Source organism: Caloranaerobacter azorensis DSM 13643, assembly GCF_900129995.1.
In the GTDB taxonomy this organism is placed as follows: Bacteria; Bacillota; Clostridia; order Tissierellales; family Thermohalobacteraceae; genus Caloranaerobacter; species Caloranaerobacter azorensis.
The window spans coordinates 24,488-49,129 of record NZ_FQXO01000007.1 but is presented as its reverse complement, the minus strand read 5'-3'; the positions used below and the strand labels follow the sequence as shown (position 1 = coordinate 49,129).

The 24,642-nt window shown below is 29.2% G+C and carries 28 protein-coding genes; all 28 read left to right on the top strand.

From position 1 onward, the window contains the following. Window positions 1-8: 8 nt before the first annotated feature. The 28 genes from ylxM to BUB51_RS01300 all read left to right on the top strand — a co-directional run bounded on the left by ylxM (window position 9) and on the right by BUB51_RS01300 (window position 24,627). Complete coding sequence (gene ylxM, locus BUB51_RS01435; RefSeq protein ID WP_341423341.1) at window positions 9-422, top strand: YlxM family DNA-binding protein; 414 nt, start codon at window positions 9-11, stop codon at window positions 420-422. Further along, on the top strand, window positions 422-1,762 hold the full coding sequence (gene ffh, locus BUB51_RS01430) for a signal recognition particle protein (RefSeq protein ID WP_035162841.1): 1,341 nt from the start codon (window positions 422-424) through the stop codon (window positions 1,760-1,762). Before ylxM ends, ffh begins: the two co-directional genes overlap by 1 nt. A 26-nt stretch (window positions 1,763-1,788) precedes the next feature. Continuing rightward, a complete protein-coding gene (gene rpsP / locus BUB51_RS01425; protein WP_035162839.1) occupies window positions 1,789-2,058 on the top strand; it encodes a 30S ribosomal protein S16 in 270 nt (89 codons plus the stop codon). Between the two features lie 24 nt (window positions 2,059-2,082). After that, window positions 2,083-2,313 carry a KH domain-containing protein gene (locus BUB51_RS01420; protein WP_035162837.1) on the top strand — a complete coding sequence of 77 codons (231 nt, stop codon included), beginning with the start codon at window positions 2,083-2,085 and terminating at the stop codon, window positions 2,311-2,313. A gap of 102 nt (window positions 2,314-2,415) precedes the next feature. Continuing rightward, window positions 2,416-2,910, top strand: coding sequence for a ribosome maturation factor RimM (rimM, locus tag BUB51_RS01415; protein WP_035162835.1), 495 nt, complete (start codon window positions 2,416-2,418; stop codon window positions 2,908-2,910). Continuing rightward, complete coding sequence (gene trmD, locus BUB51_RS01410) at window positions 2,907-3,644, top strand: tRNA (guanosine(37)-N1)-methyltransferase TrmD (protein WP_073194856.1); 738 nt, start codon at window positions 2,907-2,909, stop codon at window positions 3,642-3,644. Before rimM ends, trmD begins: the two co-directional genes overlap by 4 nt. Before the next feature lie 100 nt (window positions 3,645-3,744). Next, the gene (gene rplS / locus BUB51_RS01405; protein ID WP_035162832.1) at window positions 3,745-4,092 is read left to right on the top strand and encodes a 50S ribosomal protein L19; all 348 of its coding nucleotides are present in this window, start codon (window positions 3,745-3,747) and stop codon (window positions 4,090-4,092) included. 106 nt (window positions 4,093-4,198) lie between these two features. Beyond that, on the top strand, window positions 4,199-5,047 hold the full coding sequence (ylqF, locus tag BUB51_RS01400) for a ribosome biogenesis GTPase YlqF (protein WP_073194854.1): 849 nt from the start codon (window positions 4,199-4,201) through the stop codon (window positions 5,045-5,047). 99 nt (window positions 5,048-5,146) lie between these two features. Continuing rightward, entirely contained in the window at window positions 5,147-5,800 is a 654-nt protein-coding gene (locus tag BUB51_RS01395) for a ribonuclease HII (RefSeq protein ID WP_073194852.1), read from the top strand. Next, complete coding sequence (locus BUB51_RS01390; RefSeq protein ID WP_073194850.1) at window positions 5,787-7,163, top strand: hypothetical protein; 1,377 nt, start codon at window positions 5,787-5,789, stop codon at window positions 7,161-7,163. The genes BUB51_RS01395 and BUB51_RS01390 overlap by 14 nt, the downstream gene beginning before the upstream one ends. A gap of 5 nt (window positions 7,164-7,168) precedes the next feature. Further along, window positions 7,169-7,450, top strand: a complete 282-nt coding sequence (locus BUB51_RS01385) for an EscU/YscU/HrcU family type III secretion system export apparatus switch protein (RefSeq protein WP_073194848.1) — start codon at window positions 7,169-7,171, stop codon at window positions 7,448-7,450. After that, window positions 7,431-7,793, top strand: coding sequence for a YraN family protein (locus BUB51_RS01380; RefSeq protein ID WP_081943502.1), 363 nt, complete (start codon window positions 7,431-7,433; stop codon window positions 7,791-7,793). The genes BUB51_RS01385 and BUB51_RS01380 overlap by 20 nt, the downstream gene beginning before the upstream one ends. 202 nt (window positions 7,794-7,995) lie before the next feature. Continuing rightward, window positions 7,996-9,525: a YifB family Mg chelatase-like AAA ATPase gene (locus BUB51_RS01375; protein WP_073194846.1), complete on the top strand. Its 1,530-nt coding sequence runs from the start codon at window positions 7,996-7,998 to the stop codon at window positions 9,523-9,525. Window positions 9,526-9,556: 31 nt separating this feature from the next. Continuing rightward, window positions 9,557-10,651: a DNA-processing protein DprA gene (gene dprA / locus BUB51_RS01370; RefSeq protein WP_073194844.1), complete on the top strand. Its 1,095-nt coding sequence runs from the start codon at window positions 9,557-9,559 to the stop codon at window positions 10,649-10,651. A gap of 64 nt (window positions 10,652-10,715) precedes the next feature. Beyond that, the gene (gene topA / locus BUB51_RS01365) at window positions 10,716-12,800 is read left to right on the top strand and encodes a type I DNA topoisomerase (RefSeq protein ID WP_073194842.1); all 2,085 of its coding nucleotides are present in this window, start codon (window positions 10,716-10,718) and stop codon (window positions 12,798-12,800) included. A gap of 11 nt (window positions 12,801-12,811) precedes the next feature. Continuing rightward, on the top strand, window positions 12,812-14,134 hold the full coding sequence (gene trmFO / locus BUB51_RS01360; RefSeq protein WP_073194840.1) for a methylenetetrahydrofolate--tRNA-(uracil(54)-C(5))-methyltransferase (FADH(2)-oxidizing) TrmFO: 1,323 nt from the start codon (window positions 12,812-12,814) through the stop codon (window positions 14,132-14,134). A gap of 47 nt (window positions 14,135-14,181) precedes the next feature. Next, entirely contained in the window at window positions 14,182-14,712 is a 531-nt protein-coding gene (gene hslV, locus BUB51_RS01355; protein WP_073194838.1) for an ATP-dependent protease subunit HslV, read from the top strand. 14 nt (window positions 14,713-14,726) lie between these two features. Then, window positions 14,727-16,121: an ATP-dependent protease ATPase subunit HslU gene (hslU, locus tag BUB51_RS01350; protein ID WP_073194837.1), complete on the top strand. Its 1,395-nt coding sequence runs from the start codon at window positions 14,727-14,729 to the stop codon at window positions 16,119-16,121. Window positions 16,122-16,136: 15 nt separating this feature from the next. Next, window positions 16,137-16,919 carry a GTP-sensing pleiotropic transcriptional regulator CodY gene (gene codY, locus BUB51_RS01345; protein WP_035162817.1) on the top strand — a complete coding sequence of 261 codons (783 nt, stop codon included), beginning with the start codon at window positions 16,137-16,139 and terminating at the stop codon, window positions 16,917-16,919. A 206-nt stretch (window positions 16,920-17,125) separates the two neighbouring features. After that, window positions 17,126-17,527, top strand: coding sequence for a flagellar basal body rod protein FlgB (gene flgB / locus BUB51_RS01340; RefSeq protein WP_073194835.1), 402 nt, complete (start codon window positions 17,126-17,128; stop codon window positions 17,525-17,527). Between the two features lie 2 nt (window positions 17,528-17,529). After that, window positions 17,530-17,970 (top strand): flagellar basal body rod protein FlgC, encoded by a 441-nt coding sequence (gene flgC / locus BUB51_RS01335; RefSeq protein WP_073194833.1) that lies wholly within the window; start codon window positions 17,530-17,532, stop codon window positions 17,968-17,970. 14 nt (window positions 17,971-17,984) lie between these two features. Continuing rightward, window positions 17,985-18,281 carry a flagellar hook-basal body complex protein FliE gene (gene fliE, locus BUB51_RS01330; protein ID WP_073194831.1) on the top strand — a complete coding sequence of 99 codons (297 nt, stop codon included), beginning with the start codon at window positions 17,985-17,987 and terminating at the stop codon, window positions 18,279-18,281. Between the two features lie 30 nt (window positions 18,282-18,311). Continuing rightward, a complete protein-coding gene (fliF, locus tag BUB51_RS01325) occupies window positions 18,312-19,856 on the top strand; it encodes a flagellar basal-body MS-ring/collar protein FliF (RefSeq protein ID WP_073194829.1) in 1,545 nt (514 codons plus the stop codon). 13 nt (window positions 19,857-19,869) lie between these two features. After that, on the top strand, window positions 19,870-20,880 hold the full coding sequence (fliG, locus tag BUB51_RS01320) for a flagellar motor switch protein FliG (RefSeq protein ID WP_083599462.1): 1,011 nt from the start codon (window positions 19,870-19,872) through the stop codon (window positions 20,878-20,880). Then, window positions 20,873-21,598, top strand: coding sequence for a FliH/SctL family protein (locus BUB51_RS01315; protein WP_073194826.1), 726 nt, complete (start codon window positions 20,873-20,875; stop codon window positions 21,596-21,598). The genes fliG and BUB51_RS01315 overlap by 8 nt, the downstream gene beginning before the upstream one ends. 5 nt (window positions 21,599-21,603) lie before the next feature. After that, window positions 21,604-22,923 carry a flagellar protein export ATPase FliI gene (gene fliI, locus BUB51_RS01310; RefSeq protein WP_073194824.1) on the top strand — a complete coding sequence of 440 codons (1,320 nt, stop codon included), beginning with the start codon at window positions 21,604-21,606 and terminating at the stop codon, window positions 22,921-22,923. 12 nt (window positions 22,924-22,935) lie between these two features. After that, window positions 22,936-23,376, top strand: coding sequence for a flagellar export protein FliJ (gene fliJ / locus BUB51_RS01305; protein WP_073194822.1), 441 nt, complete (start codon window positions 22,936-22,938; stop codon window positions 23,374-23,376). Between the two features lie 12 nt (window positions 23,377-23,388). Beyond that, entirely contained in the window at window positions 23,389-24,627 is a 1,239-nt protein-coding gene (locus BUB51_RS01300; RefSeq protein WP_073194820.1) for a MotE family protein, read from the top strand. The last annotated feature ends 15 nt before the right edge of the window (window positions 24,628-24,642 follow it).

Below are 24,642 nucleotides of genomic sequence, written 5' to 3'. Positions count from 1 at the left end.
TCAAGTTTATGGCTTTACATTCTATTGATATGGTGATTTGTATGTTTGAGAAGGTAATAAGAATGGGGTTGCTATTTGATTTTTATGGGAAATTACTTAGTGATAGACAATATACAATAATTGAGATGTATTATATACATGATTTGTCATTAAGCGAGATTGGAGAGCAGTTAAACATCAGTAGACAAGGTGTTCATGATATATTAAAAAGAGCAGAGAAAAGATTATTGGATTATGAGGAGAAACTAGGATTAGTTAAGAAATTTTTAGAAGATAAGGATAAAATAAAAATTATTCTTAAACAGTTAAAATTGATAAAGGATGATTTAAAATTAGGACGTTTAGAAGATATCAATTCTCATGTAATGGATATTGAGAATATTGCTTTAGATATTTTAGATAATGATCAGGAGGTCAAATAATGATTTTTGAAAGTTTAGCTGAAAAGCTTCAAAAAACTCTGGGTAAACTAAAAGGTAAGGGAAAACTTTCAGAAAAAGATGTTAATAATGCAATGCGCGAAGTAAAGCTTGCATTGCTTGAAGCGGATGTTAACTTTAAAGTTGTTAAAAAATTTATTAATAATGTAAAAGAAAGAGCTGTTGGGCATGAAGTGATGGAGAGCCTTACTCCAGGGCAACAAGTAATAAAAATAGTAAATGAAGAGTTAACTAAGTTAATGGGAGAAACCCAGAGTAAAATAGAATTTGCATCTAGTCCGCCTACAATTATAATGTTATGTGGTCTTCAAGGGGCCGGTAAAACGACTACATCTGGTAAATTAGCTGGTTTATTTAAGAAAAATGGGAAAACACCTTTATTAGTAGCTTGTGATATTTATAGACCAGCCGCTATTAAACAATTACAAGTAGTTGGAAGTAGTATTGGAATACCAGTTTTTTCAATGGGTGATAAGCAGAATCCAGTTAATATAGCTAAGGCTGCGATTGAATATGGCAAGAAGAATGGAAATGATGTTATTATTATAGATACAGCGGGTAGGCTTCACATTGATGAAGATTTGATGAATGAATTAGAAAATATAAAAGATGAAGTAAAGCCACATGAGATTTTACTTGTTGTAGATGCAATGACAGGACAAGATGCAGTAACAGTGGCTGAGACTTTTGATAATAGATTAGGTATTGATGGTGTCATTTTGACTAAGCTTGATGGAGATGCAAGAGGTGGTGCGGCTTTATCGATTAGAGCTGTCACTCAAAAACCTATAAAGTTTGTTTGTATGGGTGAGAAGTTAGAACAAATAGAACCTTTCCATCCTGATAGAATGGCTTCAAGAATTTTAGGGATGGGAGATGTTTTAAGTTTAATTGAAAAGGCTCAAGCTAGTCTAGATGCTAAAAAAGCTATTGAATTAGAGAAAAAACTAAGAAATCAACAGTTTACATTTGAGGATTTTCTTGAACAATTACAGCAGATGAAAAATTTAGGACCTTTAGATCAGATATTAGAGATGATACCGGGTATGGGTTCTAAACAATTAAAAAATTTAAAAGTTGATGAAAAAGAGTTAGTGAAAATTGAGGCTATAATACAGTCGATGACAAAGGAAGAAAGACAAAATCCATCTATTATAGATGGAAGTAGAAGAAAAAGAATTGCTAAAGGTAGTGGTACATCGATTCAAGATGTAAATAGGCTTTTAAAGCAATTTAAAGAAACTAAAAAAATGATCAAGAAGATGGGTGAAATGGAAAAAGCTATGAAAAAAGGCAAGTTTAAAATTCCATTTTTTAGATAGATAGACTTTCAGAAGGAGGTGAAAATATGGCAGTAAAAATCAGATTGACAAGAATGGGTTCTAAAAAGAAGCCTTTCTACAGAATAGTAGTAGCTGATTCACGTGCTCCTAGAGATGGAAAATACATTGAGCAAGTTGGATATTATAACCCTGTTTCAAATCCAAAAGAGATTAAAATAGATGCTGAAAAGGCAATTAAATGGTTAAAAAATGGTGCTAAACCTACAGATACAGTGAATGATTTATTTAAGAAAAATGGTATTTATGAGAAATTAGAAGAGATTAAGAATGCTTAATTCGATCTTGGGGGGTGTAGATAAATGGGTGAGTTAGTTGAAGTAATAGCTAAAGCTCTTGTAGATAGACCAGAAGAAGTACAAGTGAATGAAGTAGAGGGTACACAATCAGTAATTATTGAGTTAAAAGTAGCCCCAGAAGATATGGGAAAAGTTATTGGGAAACAGGGTAGAATAGCGAAGGCTATAAGGACTGTTGTAAAGGCAGCAGCTACTAAGGAAAACAAAAGGGTTGTAGTTGAAATTATACAGTAAAGGGATTAGTTTGTCTAATCCCTTTATTTCAATTTTAGAATAAAAATATTTTCAAATGGATAGACTAAACTGAAAAAAATAAAAATCAAAGGGGTATTGCCTATGATAGATTTTATCAAAGTAGGTAAAATAGTTAATACTCATGGAATTAAAGGGGAAATGAAGGTATTGCCTTTAACAGATGATATGACTAGATTTGATGAATTAGAATATGTTTATATAGAAAATCAAAAAGTTGAAATAGAAGATGTTTGGTATAAGAAAAATTTTGTTATGTTGAAATTTAAGGATTTTGACAATATTAATGATGTTTTGTGTTTTAAGGGTAAATATATATATATAGATAGAGAAAATGCTATAGAATTACCAGAGGATACGTATTTTATATTTCAGATTATCGGTTTAAATGTTTATCTTAAAGATGGTAGATTTATAGGTGAAATTAAAGATATTATACAGACAGGTAGTAATGATGTCTATGTAGTTAGAGATGGTAATAAAGAGTATCTTATACCAGCTATAAAAGAAGTTGTTAAAGAGATAAATCTTGATGATAATAAAGTGATTATAGACCCACTAGAAGGAATGATAGAATGAAGATAGATATTTTAACATTGTTTCCAACTATGTTAGAGGAAGTTTTTAGTTATAGTATAATAGGTAGAGCAATTAAAGACAAATTAGTAGAATTAAACTATATTAATATAAGAGATTTTTCTGAAGATAAGCATAAGCGTGTTGATGATTATCCTTTTGGTGGTGGACCTGGGATGGTTATGAAACCTGAACCAATTTATAAAGCTATTGAGAGTGTTAGAAAGACTAATTCAAGGGTCATTTATCTTACGCCAAAAGGAAGAGTATATAATCAAAGTTTAGCTAAAGAGCTTTCAAAAGAGCAACATTTAATATTACTTTGTGGACATTATGAAGGAATTGATAATAGAATAGTAGAAAATTATATAGATGATGAGATTTCAATTGGAGATTATGTATTAACTGGCGGAGAAATATCTGCTATGGTTGTAGTTGATTCAGTAGTAAGATTGATTCCAGGGGTTTTAAGTAGTGAAGAATCATTTAAAGAAGAATCGCATTATAATGGACTTTTAGAATATCCTCAATACACAAGACCAAGAGTATTTAGAGGATATGAGGTACCTGATGTTCTATTGTCTGGGAATCATAAAAAAATAGAAGAATGGCGATTATATCAATCATTGAAACTTACTTATATGAGAAGACCAGATTTGATAGATAAATTAGAATTAAATGAAAAACAAAAAAAAGTATTAAATGAAATAAAGAAAGAAATAAATACACAGAAATAAGTTGTATTTTGTATATATTTATGCTATAATTACTTGTGGCAAAACGGGCGGTCCTCTGCTTAAAATAGCATGAACGTCTAGGAAGAAGGGAGGGGAAAACATGGACGTAATTAAGTTAATAGAGCAGGAGCAAATCAGAGATGATATCCCTCAATTTAATGTTGGGGACACAGTTCAAGTACACTATAAAGTAAAAGAAGGAAATAGAGAAAGAATTCAGGTGTTTGAAGGTATTGTACTTAAAAGACAAGGTGGAGGTTCAAGAGAGACTTTCACTGTAAGAAGAATATCTTATGGTGTGGGTGTACAGAGAACATTCCCTGTTCATTCTCCAAGAATTGAGAAGATTGTTGTAACTAGAAGAGGTAAAGTAAGAAGAGCTAAATTAAATTATTTAATAGGTAAAACTGGTAAAGCTGCAAAGGTTAAAGAAAAAAGAGATTATTAATTTGGGACTGATTTTCAGTCCCTATATTTATTTTAGTGGATTACGAATACTAATTAAAAATTGAGTGATAATAGTTAACAAGTAATTTTGAAGAGGGTGATGATATATGAATATAAACTGGTATCCGGGTCATATGAAAAAAACAAGAGAATTGTTAAAAACAAACTTAAAGCTTGTTGATATAGTTTTTGAATTGTTAGATGCTAGAATACCTGTTAGCAGTAAAAATCCTGATATTGAAAAGATTATTGGGAATAAACCTAGAGTTGTAATATTAAATAAATGTGATTTAGCAGACGATGTAATAAATGAGAAATGGATTAATTATTATAGAGAAAGGAATATAACGGCTATTTTAATAAATGCAGCAAAAAATGTTGGGACTGAAAGAATTATTGAAGAAGCAAATAAAATATTAAAAGAAAAATTGCAAAAATTAAAGGCTAAAGGTATAAAACAAAAACCTGTGAGGGCTATGATTGTAGGCATACCCAATGTTGGAAAATCTACTTTGATAAATTCATTATCTGGTAGAAAAAGCGCCAAAACAGGTAATCGTCCGGGTGTAACTAGGGGTAAACAGTGGATAAAATTGAGAGGCAATTTAGAGCTATTAGATACTCCTGGTATATTATGGCCAAAGTTTGAGGACCAAAATGTAGGACTTAATTTGGCTTTTACTGGAGCAATAAAAGATGAGATTATGGATATTGAAACTCTAGCATTGAAATTAATAGAGAGACTTATTGATGTAGCACCAGACAAACTTAAGGATAGATATAAAGTTGAATTAGAAGACAAAACGCCATTACAGGTAATGGAAGAAATAGCCTTGAAAAGAGGTTGCATTTTAAAGGGCAGAGATATAGATTACTCAAGAGTGGCCCATTTGATTTTAGATGAGTTCAGAAAAGGGACTATTGGTAAAATAACATTAGAACATCCAGAAAAATAGCCTTCCAGAAAGGAAGGTTTATTTTTTAAGATTTTTGTAAAGGCATAATGAAGGATTTAAAAGAAACAAAATAGAATTCAAATATTGTGGAGGGGTAATATGTTGACTTTTGAAAGAGAATTATGGGAAAAAGGTTATGAATATATTGCTTGTGTTGATGAAGTTGGCAGAGGTTGTCTCGCTGGAGACGTAGTAGCTTGCGCAATAATTATGCCTAAAGATTTAATTATCGAAGGTGTAAATGATTCTAAAAAGCTTTCTGCTAAAAAGAGGGAAAAACTATATGATATTATACTTGACAAAGCAATAGCATTTGGAATTGGAGAAGTAGATTCTAAAACAATTGATAAAATAAATATAAAAAAAAGTGCTCAACTTGCAATGAAAAAAGCGGTAATGTCGTTAAGAGATAAAAATAATAATATTATAAGGCCAGATTTTATTTTAATAGATGCAGAAAAAATAGATGTTGACATACCTCAAATGAGTATAGTAAAAGGGGATTCGAGATGTCATGGGATAGCAGCTGCTTCAATAGTTGCAAAAGTTTATAGAGATAGGAAATGTATAGAGTGGGCTAAAAAATATAGGGGTTATGGATTAGAACAACATAAAGGATATGCGACTAAAAAACATAGAGAAGCAATAAAAGAATTAGGGCCTTCGCCAATACATAGATTAAGTTTTCTTAAAAATATTTTGGGAAAAGAAAAACAACTTAATTTATTTGGTGATATTTATGAGAATAGATAAAGAAATGCAGATTTTTATAAATACTAAATTTAATAGTAGATTATATAAAGGTGGTATTATTAAAGGTAGAATAATAGATGTATCTGGGGATATTGTATCTATAGATTTAGGTAATGGAGATATTATTAAGGCGAGTACTTTGATTTCCTTAGAGGAGTATAAAAATAAAATTCTAAATTTTCTTATTAAAGACTTTACAGATGGGAATATAGTGTTGACACCTTTGGAAAAAGAATGTTCTTATATAAAAAATAAAGAAACATTTATTAAAATGCTGCTAGAGAGAAATAATTTAAACGCAGATCAGGAAAATATAGAAATAATTAAAAGTTTAATCAAGTTTAAAATGCCATTAAATAAAGAGACAATAGAAAAAGTTATGAAGATATTAAATAAAGTAAGAAATTTGATAAATACTAAAGAAAATGAAGAGATAAAATATCTGGGCAATAATAAAGATATGATGTCGGATGATATACTTAAATTTTTAAAAGAAACTACTGAAACTAAAAAAGTATCAGATGATAATAATGTTTCTAAAAATAATATAATAACTGATAAAATTCGAAATGAACTGATGAATATTTTAAGGGGTAGAGATATTACACCAGATATTATTAAAAAAGTAGTTTTTCTTTTAAAATCGGAAATTCAAATTAGTGTGAACAATTTAAAGTTTTTAGATGAATTGATTAGTGATAAAAGTTTTATTCAAGAAGATTTAGAAGAGTTTTTGATTGATTTATATGAAAAAAATATTATTGAAGATAGAGAATTTAAAAATTTTAAAGTTAATTTAAAAAACTTGATTATTAGGTTTGACGGAAAAGATAAAGAATCATTAAAAACTTATTATAAAGATTTGAAGCAATTATTTAAAGAACTAGAATTAATATTGCATAAAAAAGATAAAGCATCAGATGAAGTTTTTGATAAGTTCCAAACTTTGAAAGATAAAATCACTTTCTTAAGTAAACTTAATGAAAATGCTACTTTTGTATATTATCCATTTTATTTTGCCGATAAAAGTGAATTGATAAAGAAGTTTTATGTTTTAGATAAAAGAAGATTTAAAGGCAAAACAGAAAATTTGAATATAATGATTTCTTTAGAAACTAATAGGTTTGATAAAATAAAGATATTAGCCAATATAATTAGAGATAGTATTACGATTAATTTCTATATGAATAAAAGTAGTTATATAAAAAATTTCGAGAAAAGTGAATATAAGTTAAAAAATGCTTTAATTGAGCATGGTTATAATAAAGTAATTATAAATTATATAAATGGAGAAAATATTGATCCTCTTGATGTTTTATCTGATAAAGATGTTAAGAATTATTTATTAGACATAAGGGTGTGATATATTTGAAAAATAGATATAATAAGATTGCTGTTGCACTTAAATATGATAAAGAGAATATTGCACCTAAAGTTATTGCTAAAGGCAAAGGAGAAATTGCTGAAAAAATTATCCAAGAAGCAGAAAAAAATAACATTAAGACAGTTGAAAATAAGGATTTAGTTGAAGATTTAATCGATTTAGAGATAGGACAAGTTATACCAGAAAGATTATATATGGCTGTAGCAGAGATATTGGCTTTTGTATATGAATTAGATAAGAAAAAAGGTGAGAATTTTGAAAAGTAAAATTACTGGAATTATAGGAGAAAAATTAGCTGTTAATTATTTAATTAAAAATAATTATAAAATAATAGAAAGAAATTTTAAATGTAAATTAGGAGAAATTGACATAATTGCTGTTATTGATGACATTATAGTATTTATAGAAGTTAAAACTAGAAGAAATTCCAATTATGGTTATCCATATGAAGCAGTTACAGTAGATAAACAGCAAAAAATAATAAAAACTGCTTATTCATATATAAAACTTAAGAAAATAGTGAATAAACAATATAGATTTGATATTATAGAAATATTTTTGGGAAAAGATATCAAGATAAATCATATACAAAATGCTTTTTGGATATAAATGCACAATCTGTTGTGCATTTTTTTTGATCTTGATATTGTTTACTATAATTATCATAATTAACCTTATCATAAATGATAAACTTAAACCCTCTAAAAAACACACCTATCAAAAGACATAAAAGAAAAAAGAAGGAAATTCAATTCATTTATTGAAGTATATAGAAGACATAAACGTAAAAACAAAGGGGAGATTGGGAGTAATGTTATCAAAGGTAAAAACTTGTGTATTACATGGGTTAAATGGCTATATTGTTGAAGTAGAAACTGATGTTTCTAGAGGAATGCCAACTTTTAGTATAGTTGGACTTCCAGATACTTCCATAAGAGAGGCGAAAGAGAGAGTAAGAACTGCTATAAAAAATTCTGGGTTTGAATTTCCTTTAAGCAGGATTACTATAAATCTTGCACCTGCAAGTTTGAAAAAAGAAGGTTCACAGCTTGATTTATCGATTGCTGTTGGGATATTATTAGCGACAGGGATTATAAGAGATAGAGATTTAAGTAAAGTATCTTTTATAGGAGAATTATCTTTAGATGGTAATATAAATAAAATAGCAGGTGCTCTTCCATTAGTTATATCGCTTAAAGATAAAGGTATTGAAAAAATTATAGTACCTTACGAAAATAAAGATGAATGTAGTGTGGTAGAAAACATAGATGTAATACCAGTAAGAAACTTGTATGAGCTTGTAATGTATTTAAATGATGAGATAGATATAGAACCTTGGAAAACTGATTTATCAAGTTTATTTAAAAACGATGATGAATTATATGCTGATTTTAGTGATATTAAAGGACAAGAATCATTAAAAAGAGCAATGGAAGTTGCTGCAGCTGGAGGGCATAATATATTACTTATAGGGCCACCGGGCTCTGGAAAGACAATGATTGCTAGGAGATTACCTTCTATACTGCCTGAATTAACATTTGATGAATCATTGGAGATTACTAAAATATATAGTGTAGCAGGTTTGTTAAAAGATAATTTTTTAATTACAAAACGGCCTTTTAGAGCACCTCATCATACAATCTCTGGTGCATCTTTAGTTGGTGGAGGTAGAATACCAAAACCTGGAGAAGTATCATTAGCGCATCATGGTGTACTTTTTTTAGATGAATTACCTGAATTTCAAAAAAATGTTTTAGAAGTTCTTCGACAACCGATGGAAGATGGATACGTAACAATTTCGAGAGTTAATGCTTCATTTACATATCCCGCTAAATTCATGTTTGTGGCAAGTATGAACCCTTGTCCGTGTGGTTATTATGGTGATCCGACACATGAATGTACTTGTAGTGAAAGAGAAATAAATAGATATTTGGGTAAAATTAGTGGGCCATTATTGGATAGAATCGACATACATATAGAGGTTACACCTATAGATTATAAAGATTTGGGAAGTAATACTATGTCGGAAACATCAGAAAGTATTAGAAAAAGAGTAAATGAAGCAAGAAAAATTCAGATTGATAGGTATTATAAAGAAAAAATATTTTGTAATGCACAATTAACATCAAAAGATATAAATAAATACTGTAAATTAGATAAAGAATGTGTTAAATTGATGGAAGAAGCATTTAATAATTTAGGATTAAGTGCAAGAGCTTATAGTAAAATTTTGAAATTAGCTAGGACTATTGCTGATTTAGATAAAAAAGAATCAATACAAATACAACATTTAGCTGAAGCCATTCAATATAGGAGTTTAGATAGAAAATTTTGGCGTTAATCTATAATAGAATATGAAAGTAGGTAATACTATGAATAGTAGAGATATTTTAATTTGGTTAAATAGTCTTAATATAAACAGTAATACAATCGAAAAACTTGAAGAGTATTTTGGTAGCTTTTATTCGTTATGGGAAGCGTCAACAGATGTTATCAATAATATTAATTTTATAAGCGAGTATTTTAAATCTGTTTTAGTTAAATATAAAGATATACATTATTATGAAGATTATATAAATAGAGTTCAAAAAAGTAGGGCAAAAATAATAACAATTTTTGATGATGATTATCCTAAACATTTAAAAAGTATTTATAATCCACCGAAAGTAATTTATATTAAAGGTAGTTTAGAATCTAAAGATGAAGTATCCATAGCTATAGTTGGTGCTAGAAAAGCTACTGCATATGGCAAATGGGCTGCGGAAAAATTTGCAAAAGAACTAGCTAGTTTAGGAATTACTATAGTAAGTGGTTTAGCTTATGGGATAGATACTAAAGCTCATGAAGGTGCACTTATAGCTGAAGGAAGAACTATCGCTGTTTTAGGAAATGGGATAGATTTAATATATCCTAAAACTAATAAGGCGTTATTTGAAAAAATACAGAACAATGGAGCAATTATTACTGAATACCCGCTAGGAGTTCAACCATTGCCGTATAATTTTCCAATGAGAAATAGAATAATTAGTGGACTTTCTTTAGGTGTTTTAGTTGTTGAGGCGAGCAAAAAAAGCGGTTCGTTAATTACAGCACAGATGGCATTAGAACAGGGCAGGGAAGTTTTTGCGATACCGGGTAATATTAATAGTGTTTATAGTAAAGGTACAAATCTGCTTATAAAAGATGGGGCAAAACTTGTTATGGATATTAATGATATTATTGAAGAAATTACTCTATTGAAAAATAGAATTAAAACAAAAAGGATTAAGGAAGTTTCTCATTTGAATTTGGGGAAAGATGAAATTAAGATAGTTGAGTGTATAAAAGAATATCCTAAACATTGTGACGAAATATCTTTTCAAACTGGATTAGGTATAAAAGAAGTAAATAGTATATTAACAATTTTGGAATTAAAAGGGATTGTAAGACAATTGCCGGGAAAAACTTTTCAATTAACTGATTTTTAAAAGTAGACTTAACATATAGTTTTTGATATAATAACAGACATTATGAAAGTTGGAGGTGTATGACTTGGCAAAGTTTCTTGTTATAGTAGAATCACCTGCAAAGGCTAAAACTATAGGCAAATTTTTAGGAAGTAATTATAAGGTGAAAGCATCTGTAGGGCATGTCAGAGATTTACCCAAGAGTAAATTGGGTATTAAAATAGAGGAGAATTTTGAACCTGAATATATAACGATAAGAGGAAAGGGTCCAGTAATAAATGAGATAAAAAAGGAAGCGAAAAAAGCCGATAAAATTTATTTAGCAACAGACCCTGACAGAGAAGGAGAAGCAATTTCATGGCATTTATCACATATATTAGGGCTTTCAAAAGATGATAAAGTTAGAATAGAGTTTAACGAAATTACTAAAAACGCTATAAAAAATGCGATTAAAAAACCTAGACAAATTAATCAGAATTTAGTAGATGCTCAACAAGCTAGAAGGATATTAGATAGACTTGTTGGATATAAAATTAGTCCTCTTCTATGGAGAAAAGTTAAAAGAGGTTTAAGTGCCGGTAGGGTACAATCTGTTGCAACAAAACTTATCTGCGATAGAGAAAAAGAGATTGAAAATTTTAAACCTACTGAATATTGGACATTAGATGCTTTTCTTGAAAAAAATAATCAAGTATTCAAAGCCAATTTTTATGGTGTTAAAGCTGAAGGGAAAGAAAGAAAGTTAGAATTAAAAAGCAAAGATGACGTTGAAGCTATTGTTAAAGAAGTTAAAATGAGTACTTTTACTGTTGAGGAAATTAAGAAAGGGAACAGAAAACGTAATCCTAGTCCTCCTTTTACTACAAGTACTTTACAACAGGAAGCATCTAAACGTTTAGGTTTTTCTACTAAAAAAACAATGATGATAGCGCAGCAATTGTATGAAGGTATTGATATTAAAGGAGAGGGGACTGTTGGTCTTATCACTTATATAAGGACTGATTCAGTTAGAATATCTGATGAGGCGCTAAAAAAAGCTAAAGATTTTATAGTAGAAATTTATGGAGAAAAATATACTACAGGAATTAGAAAATTTAAATCGAAAAGAAAAAATGATATTCAAGATGCACATGAAGCGATTAGACCTACTTTGATAGATAGAACGCCAGAAAAGATAAAAGGCTCATTAAGTGTCGATCAATATAAATTGTATAAACTTATTTGGGAAAGATTTATTGCAAGCCAGATGAGCCCTGCATTATACGAAACTTTATCAGTTAAAATTAGTGCCGGAAAATATATTTTTAAAGCTTCTGGTTCTAAAATTGTATTTGATGGTTATTTAAAGATATTTAAAGATGATAAACAAGAAAAAGAAATAGAAATTCCAAATCTTAATGAAGGTGAGAGCGTAAATATTAAAGATATACAACCTGAACAGCATTTTACGCAACCGCCAGCAAGATATACCGAATCCACTTTAGTTAAAACATTGGAAGAGTTAGGAATAGGTAGACCTAGCACATATGCACCTACGATTAGCACTATTTTAAGTAGAGGTTATGTAGTTTTAGAAAATAAATATTTTAAACCAACAGATTTGGGTATTTTAGTAACAGAGTTACTTTTAGAATATTTTACAGATATTATTAATGAAGAATTTACTGCAGATATGGAAAGTAAGTTAGATAAAATTGAAGAAGGTGTATTAAATTGGAGAGATGTAATAAACGAGTTCTATCAAGAATTTAAAGTTAGTCTTGAAAAAGCAGAAAATGAAATAAATAAGATAGAAATTCAAAATGAAGTTACTGATATAAAATGTGAAAAATGTGGAAGGTTTATGGTAATAAAGCATGGTAGATTCGGAAAATTTTTAGCTTGTCCTGGATACCCAGAGTGTAAAAATACAAAGCCTATTGTAAAAGAGTTAGGTGTAAAATGCCCAGAATGTGGTGGAGAATTAATAGAGAGACATACCAAAAAAGGTAGAAAATTCTATGGGTGCAGTAATTATCCTGATTGTTCGTTTGTCTCTTGGGATATTCCAACTGGCGATAAATGCCCAGAATGCGGGGGGATATTAGTAAAGAAAAAAAATAAAAAGGGTACTTATATAGTGTGTTCCAATAAAGAATGCAAATATAAAAAAGAAACAAAAGAGGAGTAGAGGGTGATATTATGCAAAAAGAAGTAGTAGTTATTGGTGGAGGATTGGCAGGATGCGAAGCAAGTTGGCAATTAGCTAACAGGGGAATTAAAGTTAGGCTATTTGAAATGAGGCCTGTTAAAAATACAGAAGCACATCATACAGATAAACTATCTGAATTAGTGTGTAGTAATTCATTAAAGTCGGACAGTTTAGAAAATGCCGTAGGATTACTTAAGGCTGAAATGAGGATGTTAAAATCATTAATTATTGAAGCTGCTGATAATAATAAAGTGCCTGCAGGAGGAGCACTAGCAGTTGATAGAGAAAAATTTTCGGAAGAAATAACTAATAAAATTTATAATCATCCTAATATAGAACTCATAAGAGAGGAAGTAACTGAAATACCAATTGATAGTTTTGTAATTGTAGCTACAGGGCCATTAACATCTAAAAATTTGACAGATAATATTTCTAAATTAACTAAAGCTGAAAATTTGTATTTCTATGATGCAGCAGCTCCAATTGTAACTTATGAATCAATTAATATGGAAAAAGCATTTAAAGGTTCTAGATATAATAAAGGAGATGCTGACTATATAAATTGTCCTATGAATGAAGAAGAATATGAACGTTTCTATGAAGAACTTATTAAAGCAGAAGTCCATCCATTAAAGAATTTTGAAAAACAAATAGTTTTTGAAGCTTGTATGCCTATAGAAGTTATGGCGAAAAGAGGTAAAGAAACTTTGTTATATGGGCCATTAAAACCTGTTGGATTAGAAAATCCAATTACAAAAGAGAAGTATCATGCAGTTGTTCAATTAAGACAAGACAATAAAGAAGGAACTTTATATAATATAGTTGGGTTTCAGACTAATTTAAAATGGGGAGAACAAAAGAGGGTATTTAGTTTAATTCCTGCATTAGAAAATGCAGAATTTGTTAGATATGGTGTAATGCATCGCAATACTTATATCGATTCACCAAAGGTTTTAAAACCAACTTATCAATTGAAAGAATATAAAAATATAATGTTTGCAGGACAAATAACTGGTGTTGAAGGATATGTTGAATCTGCTGCTTCTGGATTAGTGGCAGGTATAAATATGTCTAGAATATTATTAGATAAAGAGCCAATAATATTTCCATTAGAAACGGCACTTGGCTCTTTAAGTAATTATATTTCTGACGGAAGTATAAGTGATTTTCAACCTATGCATATAAATTTTGGGATAATGCCTAAATTGGAGCATAAAGTTAAGAATAAAAAAGAGAGAAATAGATTGAAATCCGAACGAAGTTTAAAAGTTTTACAAAAATTTATTAAAGATAATAAAATATTAGTTGATTGATATGTTAAAATATGATAGTATTGATTGTTGCTGATAGGGGTGAGATTATGTTTAGGGGAACAACAATTATTGCTGTAAAAAAAGGTAATAGGGTTGCAATAGCTGGAGATGGGCAAGTTACTTTTGGAGATAAAACTATTATGAAACATACAGCTAAAAAAGTGAGAAAATTATATAATAATACCGTAGTAGTTGGATTTGCGGGTTCTGTAGCTGATGCAATGACTTTATCTGAAAAACTAGAAGAAAAATTAGAACAATTTAGTGGAAATCTTAAAAGAGCAGCTGTAGAATTAGCTATGGAGTGGAGAAATGATAAGATTTTAAAAAAACTCGAAGCTATGTTAATAGCAGGAAATAAAGATATTTTATTAGTGATTTCAGGAAATGGTGAGGTTATTGAACCAGAAGATGGTATAGTTGCTATAGGTTCAGGTGGTAGTTATGCATTTGCGGCAGGTAAAGCATTACTAAAACATTCTGATCTTTCAATTGAGGAAATAGTAAAAGAGTCACTCTTGATAGCTTCGTCTATATGTGTATATACTAATAGTAATATTTCTATAGAAGTAATTTAAAGGAGTGTTTTTTTATGAAGGAATTAACTCCAAAACAAATAGTTAAAGAATTAGATAAATATATAATAGGTCAACAGAAAGCAAAAAAATCCGTTGCGATTGCATTAAGAAATAGGTATAGAAGAAGTTTGTTAGATGATGAGTTTAAAGAGGAAGTTAAACCTAAAAATATATTAATGATAGGGCCGACTGGTGTAGGGAAAACTGAAATTGCAAGAAGACTAGCTAAATTAGTAAATGCGCCTTTTGTAAAAGTAGAAGCTACAAAATTTACTGAAGTAGGTTATGTGGGTAGAGATGTAGAATCGATGGTAAGGGATTTAGTGCAGACTTCTATACGAATGGTAAAATCAGAGAAAATCGAAATGGTATACAGTAAAGCATATGATATTGCTTTAGATAGAATTGCTGAAATTTTAGTGCCGCTACATAAGAAAACGGAGGATTTTATAAATCCTCTAAATGTTTTCTTCGGTACTAATAGAACCGATAAATATAATAATGATAATTCTGCTGAAAATGAAAAAATTTTGGAACAAAGAAAAGAAATTCGAAAGAGACTTAATAGTAATGAATTAGATGATAAAGTTATTGAAATAGAAATTGAAGAAAGTAAAAGTTCTACTATAGAGATGTTTAGTGGCATTGGAATTGAAGAGTTAAATATTAATGTGAATGACTTATTAGGTGGGATAATCCCTAAAATGACTAAAAAGAGGAAAGTTCCTATTAAAGAGGCAAAGAAAATTTTGACTTCTCAAGAAGCACAAAAACTTATAGATATGGATGAAGTTATTAATGAAGGGATTAAAAGAGCTGAAGAAAATGGGATAATATTTATTGATGAAATAGATAAAATTGCAGGAAGAAATTATAGTTCCGGGCCTGATATATCAAGAGAAGGAGTTCAAAGGGATATTTTGCCAATTATTGAAGGAAGTACTGTTATGACAAAATATGGACCTGTTAAAACAGATCATATTCTCTTTATAGCAGCTGGAGCTTTTCATATTTCAAAAGTTACAGATTTAATACCAGAAATTCAAGGTAGGTTTCCTATTCGAGTAGAATTAGAAAATCTTGCTCAAGACAATTTCAAGGAAATATTGACAAAACCACAAAATGCACTTATCAAACAATATCAGTTGTTGTTAGAGACAGAAGGTATAAAAGTAACATATACTGAAGAAGCTATTAATGAAATAGCAAAAATTGCATATCTTATTAATGAACAATCAGAGAATATAGGAGCTAGAAGACTGCATACTATATTGGAAAAATTACATGAAGATATATCTTTTGAAGCTCCAGATATTGAAGAAAATGAGATAGTGATTGATGAGAAATATGTTAGAGAAAAATTAGGTGATATCATACAAGAAAAAGATATGTCAAAATACATAATCTAATGAAGGAGGATTAATATGGGTGAAAGTTTATTACAGAAGACAAGAAGACTTAATAAAATTTTGCAAAATTCAGGTAGTAAACCAGTTTCTTTTTCAGAATTAAGTGCGACTTTAAGTGAAATTCTAGAGGCAAATGTTTATATAGCTAGTAAAAAAGGAAGAGTATTGGGGTTTGCATTATCTTCAGGTTTTGAGTGTAATATCATACAGAGTGAAGTAGTAGAAGAAAGAAGATTTCCTAAAGAATATAATGAAGAATTGTTGAGGATTAATGAAACTAGAGCCAATACAAAAGAAATTGAAGAATGTGTTTTTGATCAGGTATCTAGATGTGATTATCCTAATAAATTAAGTACAGTTGTACCGATAATAAGTGGAGGAGTTAGATTAGGGACTCTAGTTTTAGCGAGGTTTGGAAGGGAATTTACTGAAGAAGATTTAGTTTTGGCTGAATATAGTGCAACAATAGTTGGAATGGAAATTTTAAGGGCTAAAAATGAAGAAATAGAAGAGGAAGCTCGTAAGAAAGCTATAGTTCAAATGGCAATAGGTACTTTATCATATTCTGAATTAGAAGCAGTAGAACATATTTTTAATGAACTAGAAGGGGACGAAGGATTACTTGTTGCTAGTAAAATAGCGGACAGAGTAGGTATTACAAGATCTGTAATCGTAAATGCACTTAGAAAATTTGAAAGTGCTGGAGTAATCGAATCTAGGTCTCTTGGAATGAAAGGAACATATATAAAGATTTTAAATGATAAATTAATAGATGAGTTAAAAAAGGTTAGAAATTAAAGGTATAACATTTATGTTATACCTTTCCTTTTTATTAGGACTTATTGACTATTTGAAGAAAATTGTAAAAAAATATAAAATATAAAGAGGATATATGTAAATTGAAAAAGAAAATTAATATTAATTAAGTATAAAAACAAAAACATGAAGGATTTTGTAAATTTTTATCGAATAATTTATAGATATTTGACTTAAGAGGTGAGTTTATGTTTGATAAAATGTTTTCTACAGTTAATTTTTTAAATTTTGCCCTTAATGGAACTTGGCTAAGACATGAAGCTATTTCTAATAATATTGCTAATGCTAATACACCTGGCTATAAAAGAGTTAGAGTTGAGTTTGAAAATATATTAAAAGAGAATTTAGAAGACAAATCAGTAAAACTTGAAGTTACAAATAAATTACATATTAGATCACGACATGATAATTTCGAACCAATAGTTGTAAAAGAAATAAATACGTCCACTAGATTAGATGAAAATAATGTAGATATTGATATCGAAATGGCAGAATTAGCAAAAAACACAATAATGTATAACGCTTTAATTAGGCAAACAATATCAGAATTCGGCAGAATTAAATCAGTAATTAATGAAGGGAGGAGATAGTAATGGGAGTTTTTAATGCTATAAATATTAGTGCTTCTGGAATGAGTGCAGAAAGAATAAGAATGGATATTATTTCTAAAAATATAGCTAATGCAAATACAACTAGGACAAGTAGTGGACTTCCTTATAGAAGAAAAATGGTAGTGTTTAAAGAGAAAAATAGTAAACCTTTTTCATATTATCTATCTAATTATTCACATAAAAATTTAAATGGACAAGGTGTAAAGGTTAGTGCAATAGTGGAAGATAAAACTCCATTTAAAAAAGTGTATGAGCCAGGACATCCTGATGCAGATAAAGATGGATATGTTTTGATGCCAAATGTAGAGGTAGTTAAAGAAATGGTGGATATGATATCGGCATCTAGAGCCTACGAAGCAAATATAGCAGCAATTAATTCATCTAAAACTATGGCTATGAAAGCATTAGAAATAGGTAGATAAGGGAGGATAAGTATATGGAGATAAATGATATAAGTAAGATAAGAAATTTAAGTTATATAAGTAAGGATATTAATATAAATAACAGCAAAAAAGACTCTTTTGGAAACTTCTTAAAAGAAGCATTAGATAAAGTAAATAGTCTACAAGTAGAAGCTGAACATTATAATAAGTTATTAGCAATGGGACAAATAGATAATATTCATGAAGTGATGATAGCTAGTGAAAAGGCCAATATAGCTTTACAACTCACATTAAGTATCAGGAATAAGGTTATAGATGCATATAAGGAGATAATGAGGATGCAAATTTAATTTAGTCGTAGCAAGAAATGAGGTGATTGAGTGTCTGAAACTATAAATAAAATTAGAAAACAGCTTAATGATTTTTGGAGTGAACTAGATAAAACAAAAAAAATCAAATTAACAGTTAGTGCCTTTCTAATTATCATTAGTGTTAGTTTGATTACATATTACCTTACACGTACAGAATATGAAGTTCTTTATAAAAATTTGAGCTTAAAAGATGCTGGACTTATAACGGATAAGCTAAATGAAATGGGTATAAAATGGAAAAATGCAGATGAAGGTACAACTATTTTAGTACCAAAAGGATATAAAAATAAGGTTAAAATTCAGCTAGCTACTGAAGGATTGCCGAAAGATGGTTATAGTTTTTTAGATGCATTAAATGATAATAGTTGGACTATGACGGATTATGAAAAAAGGCAAAGATTAGAATATGCTTTAGAAAACGAGCTTGCAAGCACTATAACAGAAATTGATGGAATAGAGGGTGCTAAGGTATATTTAGATATACCAGATGAAAATAGTTTTGTATTAAAGCAAAGTGAGGAAGCCACAGCTTCAGTTTTTATCAAATTGTCAAGGGGATACCATTTATCAAAAGATAAAGTACTTGCTATAAGAAATTTAGTAGCTGGAGCTGTTAAAGAGATAAAATTAGAAAATGTTTCAATTATTGATGATACGGGTAATTTACTTACTGCAGACGAAAATATTGAAAAATATAATTATAATGAGCAATTAGATATTCAATGGAATATACAGAGAAGAATTGATAATAGTATAAAAAGGTTCTTAGAAACTATGTTTGGATATGGAAATGTTGATGTAAGATCGAGTGTAAAAATGAATTTCGATAGTGAGGTTACAAAAGTTGTACAATTTCAACCACCAGTAGATGGTAGTGATGAAGGTTTAATACGTAGTATGGAGCAATTAGAAGAAAACATGATTAATGGACCAGACGGAGGAGTACCAGGAGTCGATTCAAATTCTGATAATATTGTTAATTATGTACAGTCTGATAAAAATAATTCTAAGTTTTATAGGGCGAGTAAGACAATAAATTATGAATTAAATGAAATAAATAAGCAAATCGAAAAAGCACCTGGTAGCATTGAATCTATAACGGTTGCGATTTTGATTAATGAAGATGCGATTGCAGATGGAGAGCTTTCAGCTGAAGAGAAAAAAGAGATTGTTAAATTAATATATGCAGCTACTGGATTGGATACAAAGCAAGTACAAGTAAATACAGCAAAATTTAATAAGTCATTACCAAATAGTATTGATTATGTTACTAATAATGCCGATAGTAAAAACAATAATCTAATTTTAATATTATCAATAGCATTCGTTGCATTAGCTGGGATATTTGGAACTATTTATTATTATAGACGTAAAAATGAAAAATATGATATTAATGATGTACTAGAGCAGAAATCAACACAATTTGAACAGATACAGGATATAGATTTAATAAGTAATGAAAAATCAGAAATTAAGAGTCAAATTGAGAAGTTTATTGACAAGAAGCCAGAAGCGGTTGCACAATTATTAAGAACTTGGTTAAATGAAGATTAAGGAGGGGAGAGCCATGTCGTCTAGATTACAGCAGTTAACTGGAAGAGAGAAAGCTGCGATATTATTGATAACTTTAGGTCCACAAAAATCAGCCGAAATATTCAAGCATTTAAATGATGAAGAAATTGAAGAACTTACTTTAGAAATTGCAAATATTAGAATGGTTTCTCCTGAAGAAAAGGAAAAAGTATTGGAGGATTTTTATCAATTATGTTTAGCTCAAGAATATATATCTGAAGGTGGAATAAATTATGCTAAGGATGTTCTAGAAAGAGCTTTAGGTTCTCAAAAAGCAATTGATATAATTAATAGATTGACGGCTTCATTACAAGTAAGGCCTTTTGAATTTATTAGAAAGGCAGATCCTAATCAATTGTTAAATTATATACAAAATGAGCATCCACAAACTATAGCTTTGATTCTATCGTATCTTAAACCTAGTCAAGCGGGCCAGATTTTATCGAGTTTGCCTCAAGATAAACAAGCTGAAGTAGCAAAAAGGATTGCTATAATGGATAGAACATCACCTGACATAATTAAAGAAATAGAAAGGGTATTAGAAAATAAATTCTCAAATCTAGTTACTCAGGATTATACAAGTGTTGGAGGAATCGAAACAATAGTATCTATACTTAATACCGTTGACCGTGGAACTGAAAAGCATATTATGGAAGAATTAGAAACACAAGATGCTGAATTAAGCGAAGAAATAAGGAGAAGAATGTTTGTATTTGAAGATATTGTAACGCTAGATAGTAGGTCTATACAGAGAATTATTAGAGAAATTGATAATAATCAATGGGCAATTGCTCTTAAATCTGCAAGTGAAGAAGTTAAGCAAGTTATTTTTGCTAATATGTCTAAACGTTTAGCAGAAATGATAAAAGAAGATATGGAATTTATGGGTCCTGTTCGATTAAAAGATATAGAGGAGGCTCAACAAAATATTGTTAATGTTATAAGAAAACTTGAGGAAGAAGGCGAAATAGTTACTCCAAGAGGAGGGGACGAGATAGTTGTCTAATATTATTAAATCGTATCGAGTAATTGTAGAAACACCTGTAACAAAAGATAGTGTAGAGGATAATAGAAATAATATTGAAAAAATTATGGAAGATGCTTGGAAAAAACATGATGAAATTATAAATAAAGCTAAGGCTGAAGCAGAAATGCTTCTTAATGAAGCGAGGGAAAATGCAGATGCTATAATGGAAAAAACGTATGAAAAGTCTCGTTTAGTAATTGAAGAATCAAAACAAAAGGGGTATGAAGAGGGATATAAAAAAGGTTATGAAGAAGGGTGTATAGAAGCTGAAAAAATTATTAAAGAGGCAAATAGTATAAAAAGAGAATATTTACAGAAAAGAGCTGCATATTTAAAGCAGTTGGAAAAAGACATCGTAGAATTAGTAATAAGTATAAGTGAGAAAATAATAAATCAAAAATTAGATGATGATAAAGAAGTTATTATATCAATTATTTTAAAAGGTTTAGAAAATTTATTAGTAAGTGATAAAGTCGTTATTAGAGTTTCTAAAGATGATTACGATGTTGTTGAGCTTGCTAAAGAGAGATTATTGGCAGAAGCAAGTCTTATCGAAGATATTAAAGTCAAAATCGATAATAATTTACAAAAGGGTAGCTGTATTATAGAGACTGAAAGAGGTTGTGTGGATGTTGGCATAAATACTCAAATTGAAACAATGAAAAAAACTTTAAAAGATATTCTAAATAGTGAGTGATATGTATGGAAGTAATAGATATAAAAAAATATGCAGATGCAGTTAATAACGTTAAATTAATTAAATATTATGGGAAAGTAACTAAAGTTATTGGTCTTACGATAGAGTCGAGTGGTCCACAGACTAGTATAGGAGAATTATGTTATATATATCCTTTTAGCAGTAAAGTAGCGATACCAGCCGAAGTAGTTGGGTTTAAGGAAGATAAGGTTTTATTAATGCCTTTAGGAGATATGGAAGGAATAGGACCAGGTAGTATTGTTGTGTCAACAGGAAGTTCTTTAAAAGTTAATGTTAGTGAAGAACTTATTGGACGAGTTTTAGATGGATTAGGCGAACCAATTGATGGTAAAGGACCGATAAGCAATAGTAAAACTTATTCTGTGATGAATAGTCCACCGAATCCTTTACAGAGAAAGAAAATAAGAGAAATTTTACCATTAGGTATAAAAGCAATAGATGGATTATTAACTTGTGGAAAAGGGCAAAGGATTGGCATTTTTGCAGGCAGTGGTGTTGGAAAAAGTACAACATTAGGTATGATTGCAAGAAATGTCAAAGCCGATGTTAATGTAATTGCACTTATAGGTGAAAGAGGTAGAGAAGTACGAGAATTTATAGAAAATGATTTGAAAGAAGAAGGACTAAAAAAATCTGTTGTTGTAGTTGCAACATCTGATAAACCAGCTCTTGTTAGGATGAAAGGAGCTTTTCTTGCTACAGCGATTGCTGAATATTTTAGGGATAAAGGTAAAAATGTGATGCTTTTGATGGATTCGTTAACTAGATTTGCGATGGCACAGAGAGAGGTGGGTCTAGCTGTTGGAGAACCGCCAGTTACAAGAGGATATACACCATCAGTATTTGCGCTACTGCCGAAACTTTTAGAAAGAGCAGGAACATCAGATAGAGGGACAATTACAGCTTTATATACAGTTTTAGTTGATGGAGATGATTTAAACGAACCAATAACTGACACTGTAAGAGGGATATTAGATGGACATATAGTTTTATCAAGGAAATTGGCAAATCAAAATCACTATCCTGCGATAGATGTATTAGCAAGTATTAGTAGGGTAATGCCTAATATATGTGATAAAGAGCATATATATCTTGCTAATAAAATAAAAGATATAATGTCAATTTATAAGGAAGCAGAAGATTTAATAAATATTGGTGCTTATAAAGAGGGCAGTAATGAAAAAATTGATATTGCTATTAATGCTATAGAAAAGATTAATAATTTTTTAAAGCAAGGCATAATGGAAAAGTATACATTAGAGGAAACAATAGAAATAATGAAGGATATTACATCAGTTTTTTAGGATGTGATTTGAATGCAAAATAATTTTAAATTTAAATTTCAAAAGATATTAGAATATAGAGAAACTGTAGAAAACTTAAGATTGGCTGATTATAATAGGGCAAAAGAAATTTTGAGAACTGAAGAAAATAAACTTAGAGAATTAATGAATTATAAGAAGAATGAATTAGCTATGAGAAATATAAATGTGAAAAATACGACTATATTTGATTTGAAAAATTATAATATGATAATAGACTATATTAATAAAGAAATAGTAGAGCAAAAGGCTAGAGTATATAATGCCAAAGACGTAGTGGATAGTAAGAAAAAGAATCTTTTAGAAGCGTTGAAAGAAAAGAAGATGATGGAAAAGATTAAGGAAAAGCATTATAATGAGTTTATTTATGAAATCAAAAAAGAAGAAGATAAATTAGTAGATGAAATTGTAAACTTTAGAAGCAGTAAAAATTAGCGGGGGTTTATTATGACTAAAGAAAAAAAGAGTAGTAACAAAATTATTTCTATAATTATTATTATATTTCTGGTATTAACTATACCAATTGGAGTTTTAGCAACAATTTATTATAAAGTTGATTCCTTTAGAATGTTAGTTAATAATCATTTAAAAGATGCTCCTGGTTTTGTAGGAGAATATTTTAATAGTTATCCAACTGAAGAAGAAATTGAAGCCAAAAAAACATTTCTTATCGAATACTTTAATGAGATTGATATAAATAATGCGGCAGACAAATTGTATATTATAAAAAAAGATGATAACAAACTTTATAATGACATTATAAGATTAATGAATAATAAGTATCCGAATAAAACAGTTGATATAATTAAGTTGGTTAGGGAAAGGGAATTAAGGAAGGATTTACTTTTTTCACTATATGATGAAATACAAAAAGAGAAACAAGATAGTATTAAAAAAGAAGCAGAAAGACTTCAAAAGATGGATAATTATTTAGTTTTAAAAGAAATTAAAGAGAAAATTAATGGAGATACAGATGAACAGGATAAAATTGCAGATGTAATTAATAATATGGATGATAAGAAAGTAGTAGAAATTCTATATTATTTAAGTGATGAAGAAAAGAATTTAATATTATCCAAAATATCGTTAATTGATAAAGATAAAATGTATTTATTAAAATCTTATTTATTAGAAAAAGAAATGAAATATGAAGAGTTTAAAGATTTAGCGAAAATTTATGCAGGGAAAAATTCATATGATGCTTTTAAAGTATTGGGGAATACAGAAAGATATTCAATAAGTGATTTGGCTAAAATATATATTAATTTACCTCTAGAAAAAGCAGCTGATATTCTTAAATATTCAAGAGATAAAGAATTTGTTGATGAGTTATTTTATAATATTAGGCGGGAAGAACTATTAACTAGTTCAAAAGAAAATATTACAGTTAAATTGAGCCAGATTATTGATTACATAAAAGAGTATGAGGAAAAATTAAATGATTTAGTTTTAGTTTATGAGAAGATGGATCCCAGGGATGTAGCTAATATTATTGAAAAATTAATTATAAATGACAAAGAGTTAACAGCACTTAAAATAGATTCTATTAACTATTATACTGTATCTGATTCAAAATTGGCGATAGATATATTAAGAAGGTTAAAAAAGACGACTGTGTCAGAAATATTAAAGAATTTAAATGATAGAAAGGCAACTGAAATTACAAGAAAATTAGCTTTACAATGATGAAAGGAGGTGAGT

Bases quoted from the DNA above. Each gene is read 5' to 3' on its own strand.
- ylxM (WP_341423341.1), top strand. From the start codon at position 9: ATGGCTTTACATTCTATTGATATGGTGATTTGTATGTTTGAGAAGGTA.
- ffh (WP_035162841.1), top strand. From the start codon at position 422: ATGATTTTTGAAAGTTTAGCTGAAAAGCTTCAAAAAACTCTGGGTAAA.
- rpsP (WP_035162839.1), top strand. From the start codon at position 1,789: ATGGCAGTAAAAATCAGATTGACAAGAATGGGTTCTAAAAAGAAGCCT.
- BUB51_RS01420 (WP_035162837.1), top strand. From the start codon at position 2,083: ATGGGTGAGTTAGTTGAAGTAATAGCTAAAGCTCTTGTAGATAGACCA.
- rimM (WP_035162835.1), top strand. From the start codon at position 2,416: ATGATAGATTTTATCAAAGTAGGTAAAATAGTTAATACTCATGGAATT.
- trmD (WP_073194856.1), top strand. From the start codon at position 2,907: ATGAAGATAGATATTTTAACATTGTTTCCAACTATGTTAGAGGAAGTT.
- rplS (WP_035162832.1), top strand. From the start codon at position 3,745: ATGGACGTAATTAAGTTAATAGAGCAGGAGCAAATCAGAGATGATATC.
- ylqF (WP_073194854.1), top strand. From the start codon at position 4,199: ATGAATATAAACTGGTATCCGGGTCATATGAAAAAAACAAGAGAATTG.
- BUB51_RS01395 (WP_073194852.1), top strand. From the start codon at position 5,147: ATGTTGACTTTTGAAAGAGAATTATGGGAAAAAGGTTATGAATATATT.
- BUB51_RS01390 (WP_073194850.1), top strand. From the start codon at position 5,787: ATGAGAATAGATAAAGAAATGCAGATTTTTATAAATACTAAATTTAAT.
- BUB51_RS01375 (WP_073194846.1), top strand. From the start codon at position 7,996: ATGTTATCAAAGGTAAAAACTTGTGTATTACATGGGTTAAATGGCTAT.
- dprA (WP_073194844.1), top strand. From the start codon at position 9,557: ATGAATAGTAGAGATATTTTAATTTGGTTAAATAGTCTTAATATAAAC.
- trmFO (WP_073194840.1), top strand. From the start codon at position 12,812: ATGCAAAAAGAAGTAGTAGTTATTGGTGGAGGATTGGCAGGATGCGAA.
- hslV (WP_073194838.1), top strand. From the start codon at position 14,182: ATGTTTAGGGGAACAACAATTATTGCTGTAAAAAAAGGTAATAGGGTT.
- hslU (WP_073194837.1), top strand. From the start codon at position 14,727: ATGAAGGAATTAACTCCAAAACAAATAGTTAAAGAATTAGATAAATAT.
- codY (WP_035162817.1), top strand. From the start codon at position 16,137: ATGGGTGAAAGTTTATTACAGAAGACAAGAAGACTTAATAAAATTTTG.
- flgB (WP_073194835.1), top strand. From the start codon at position 17,126: ATGTTTGATAAAATGTTTTCTACAGTTAATTTTTTAAATTTTGCCCTT.
- flgC (WP_073194833.1), top strand. From the start codon at position 17,530: ATGGGAGTTTTTAATGCTATAAATATTAGTGCTTCTGGAATGAGTGCA.
- fliE (WP_073194831.1), top strand. From the start codon at position 17,985: ATGGAGATAAATGATATAAGTAAGATAAGAAATTTAAGTTATATAAGT.
- fliG (WP_083599462.1), top strand. From the start codon at position 19,870: ATGTCGTCTAGATTACAGCAGTTAACTGGAAGAGAGAAAGCTGCGATA.
- fliI (WP_073194824.1), top strand. From the start codon at position 21,604: ATGGAAGTAATAGATATAAAAAAATATGCAGATGCAGTTAATAACGTT.
- fliJ (WP_073194822.1), top strand. From the start codon at position 22,936: ATGCAAAATAATTTTAAATTTAAATTTCAAAAGATATTAGAATATAGA.
- BUB51_RS01300 (WP_073194820.1), top strand. From the start codon at position 23,389: ATGACTAAAGAAAAAAAGAGTAGTAACAAAATTATTTCTATAATTATT.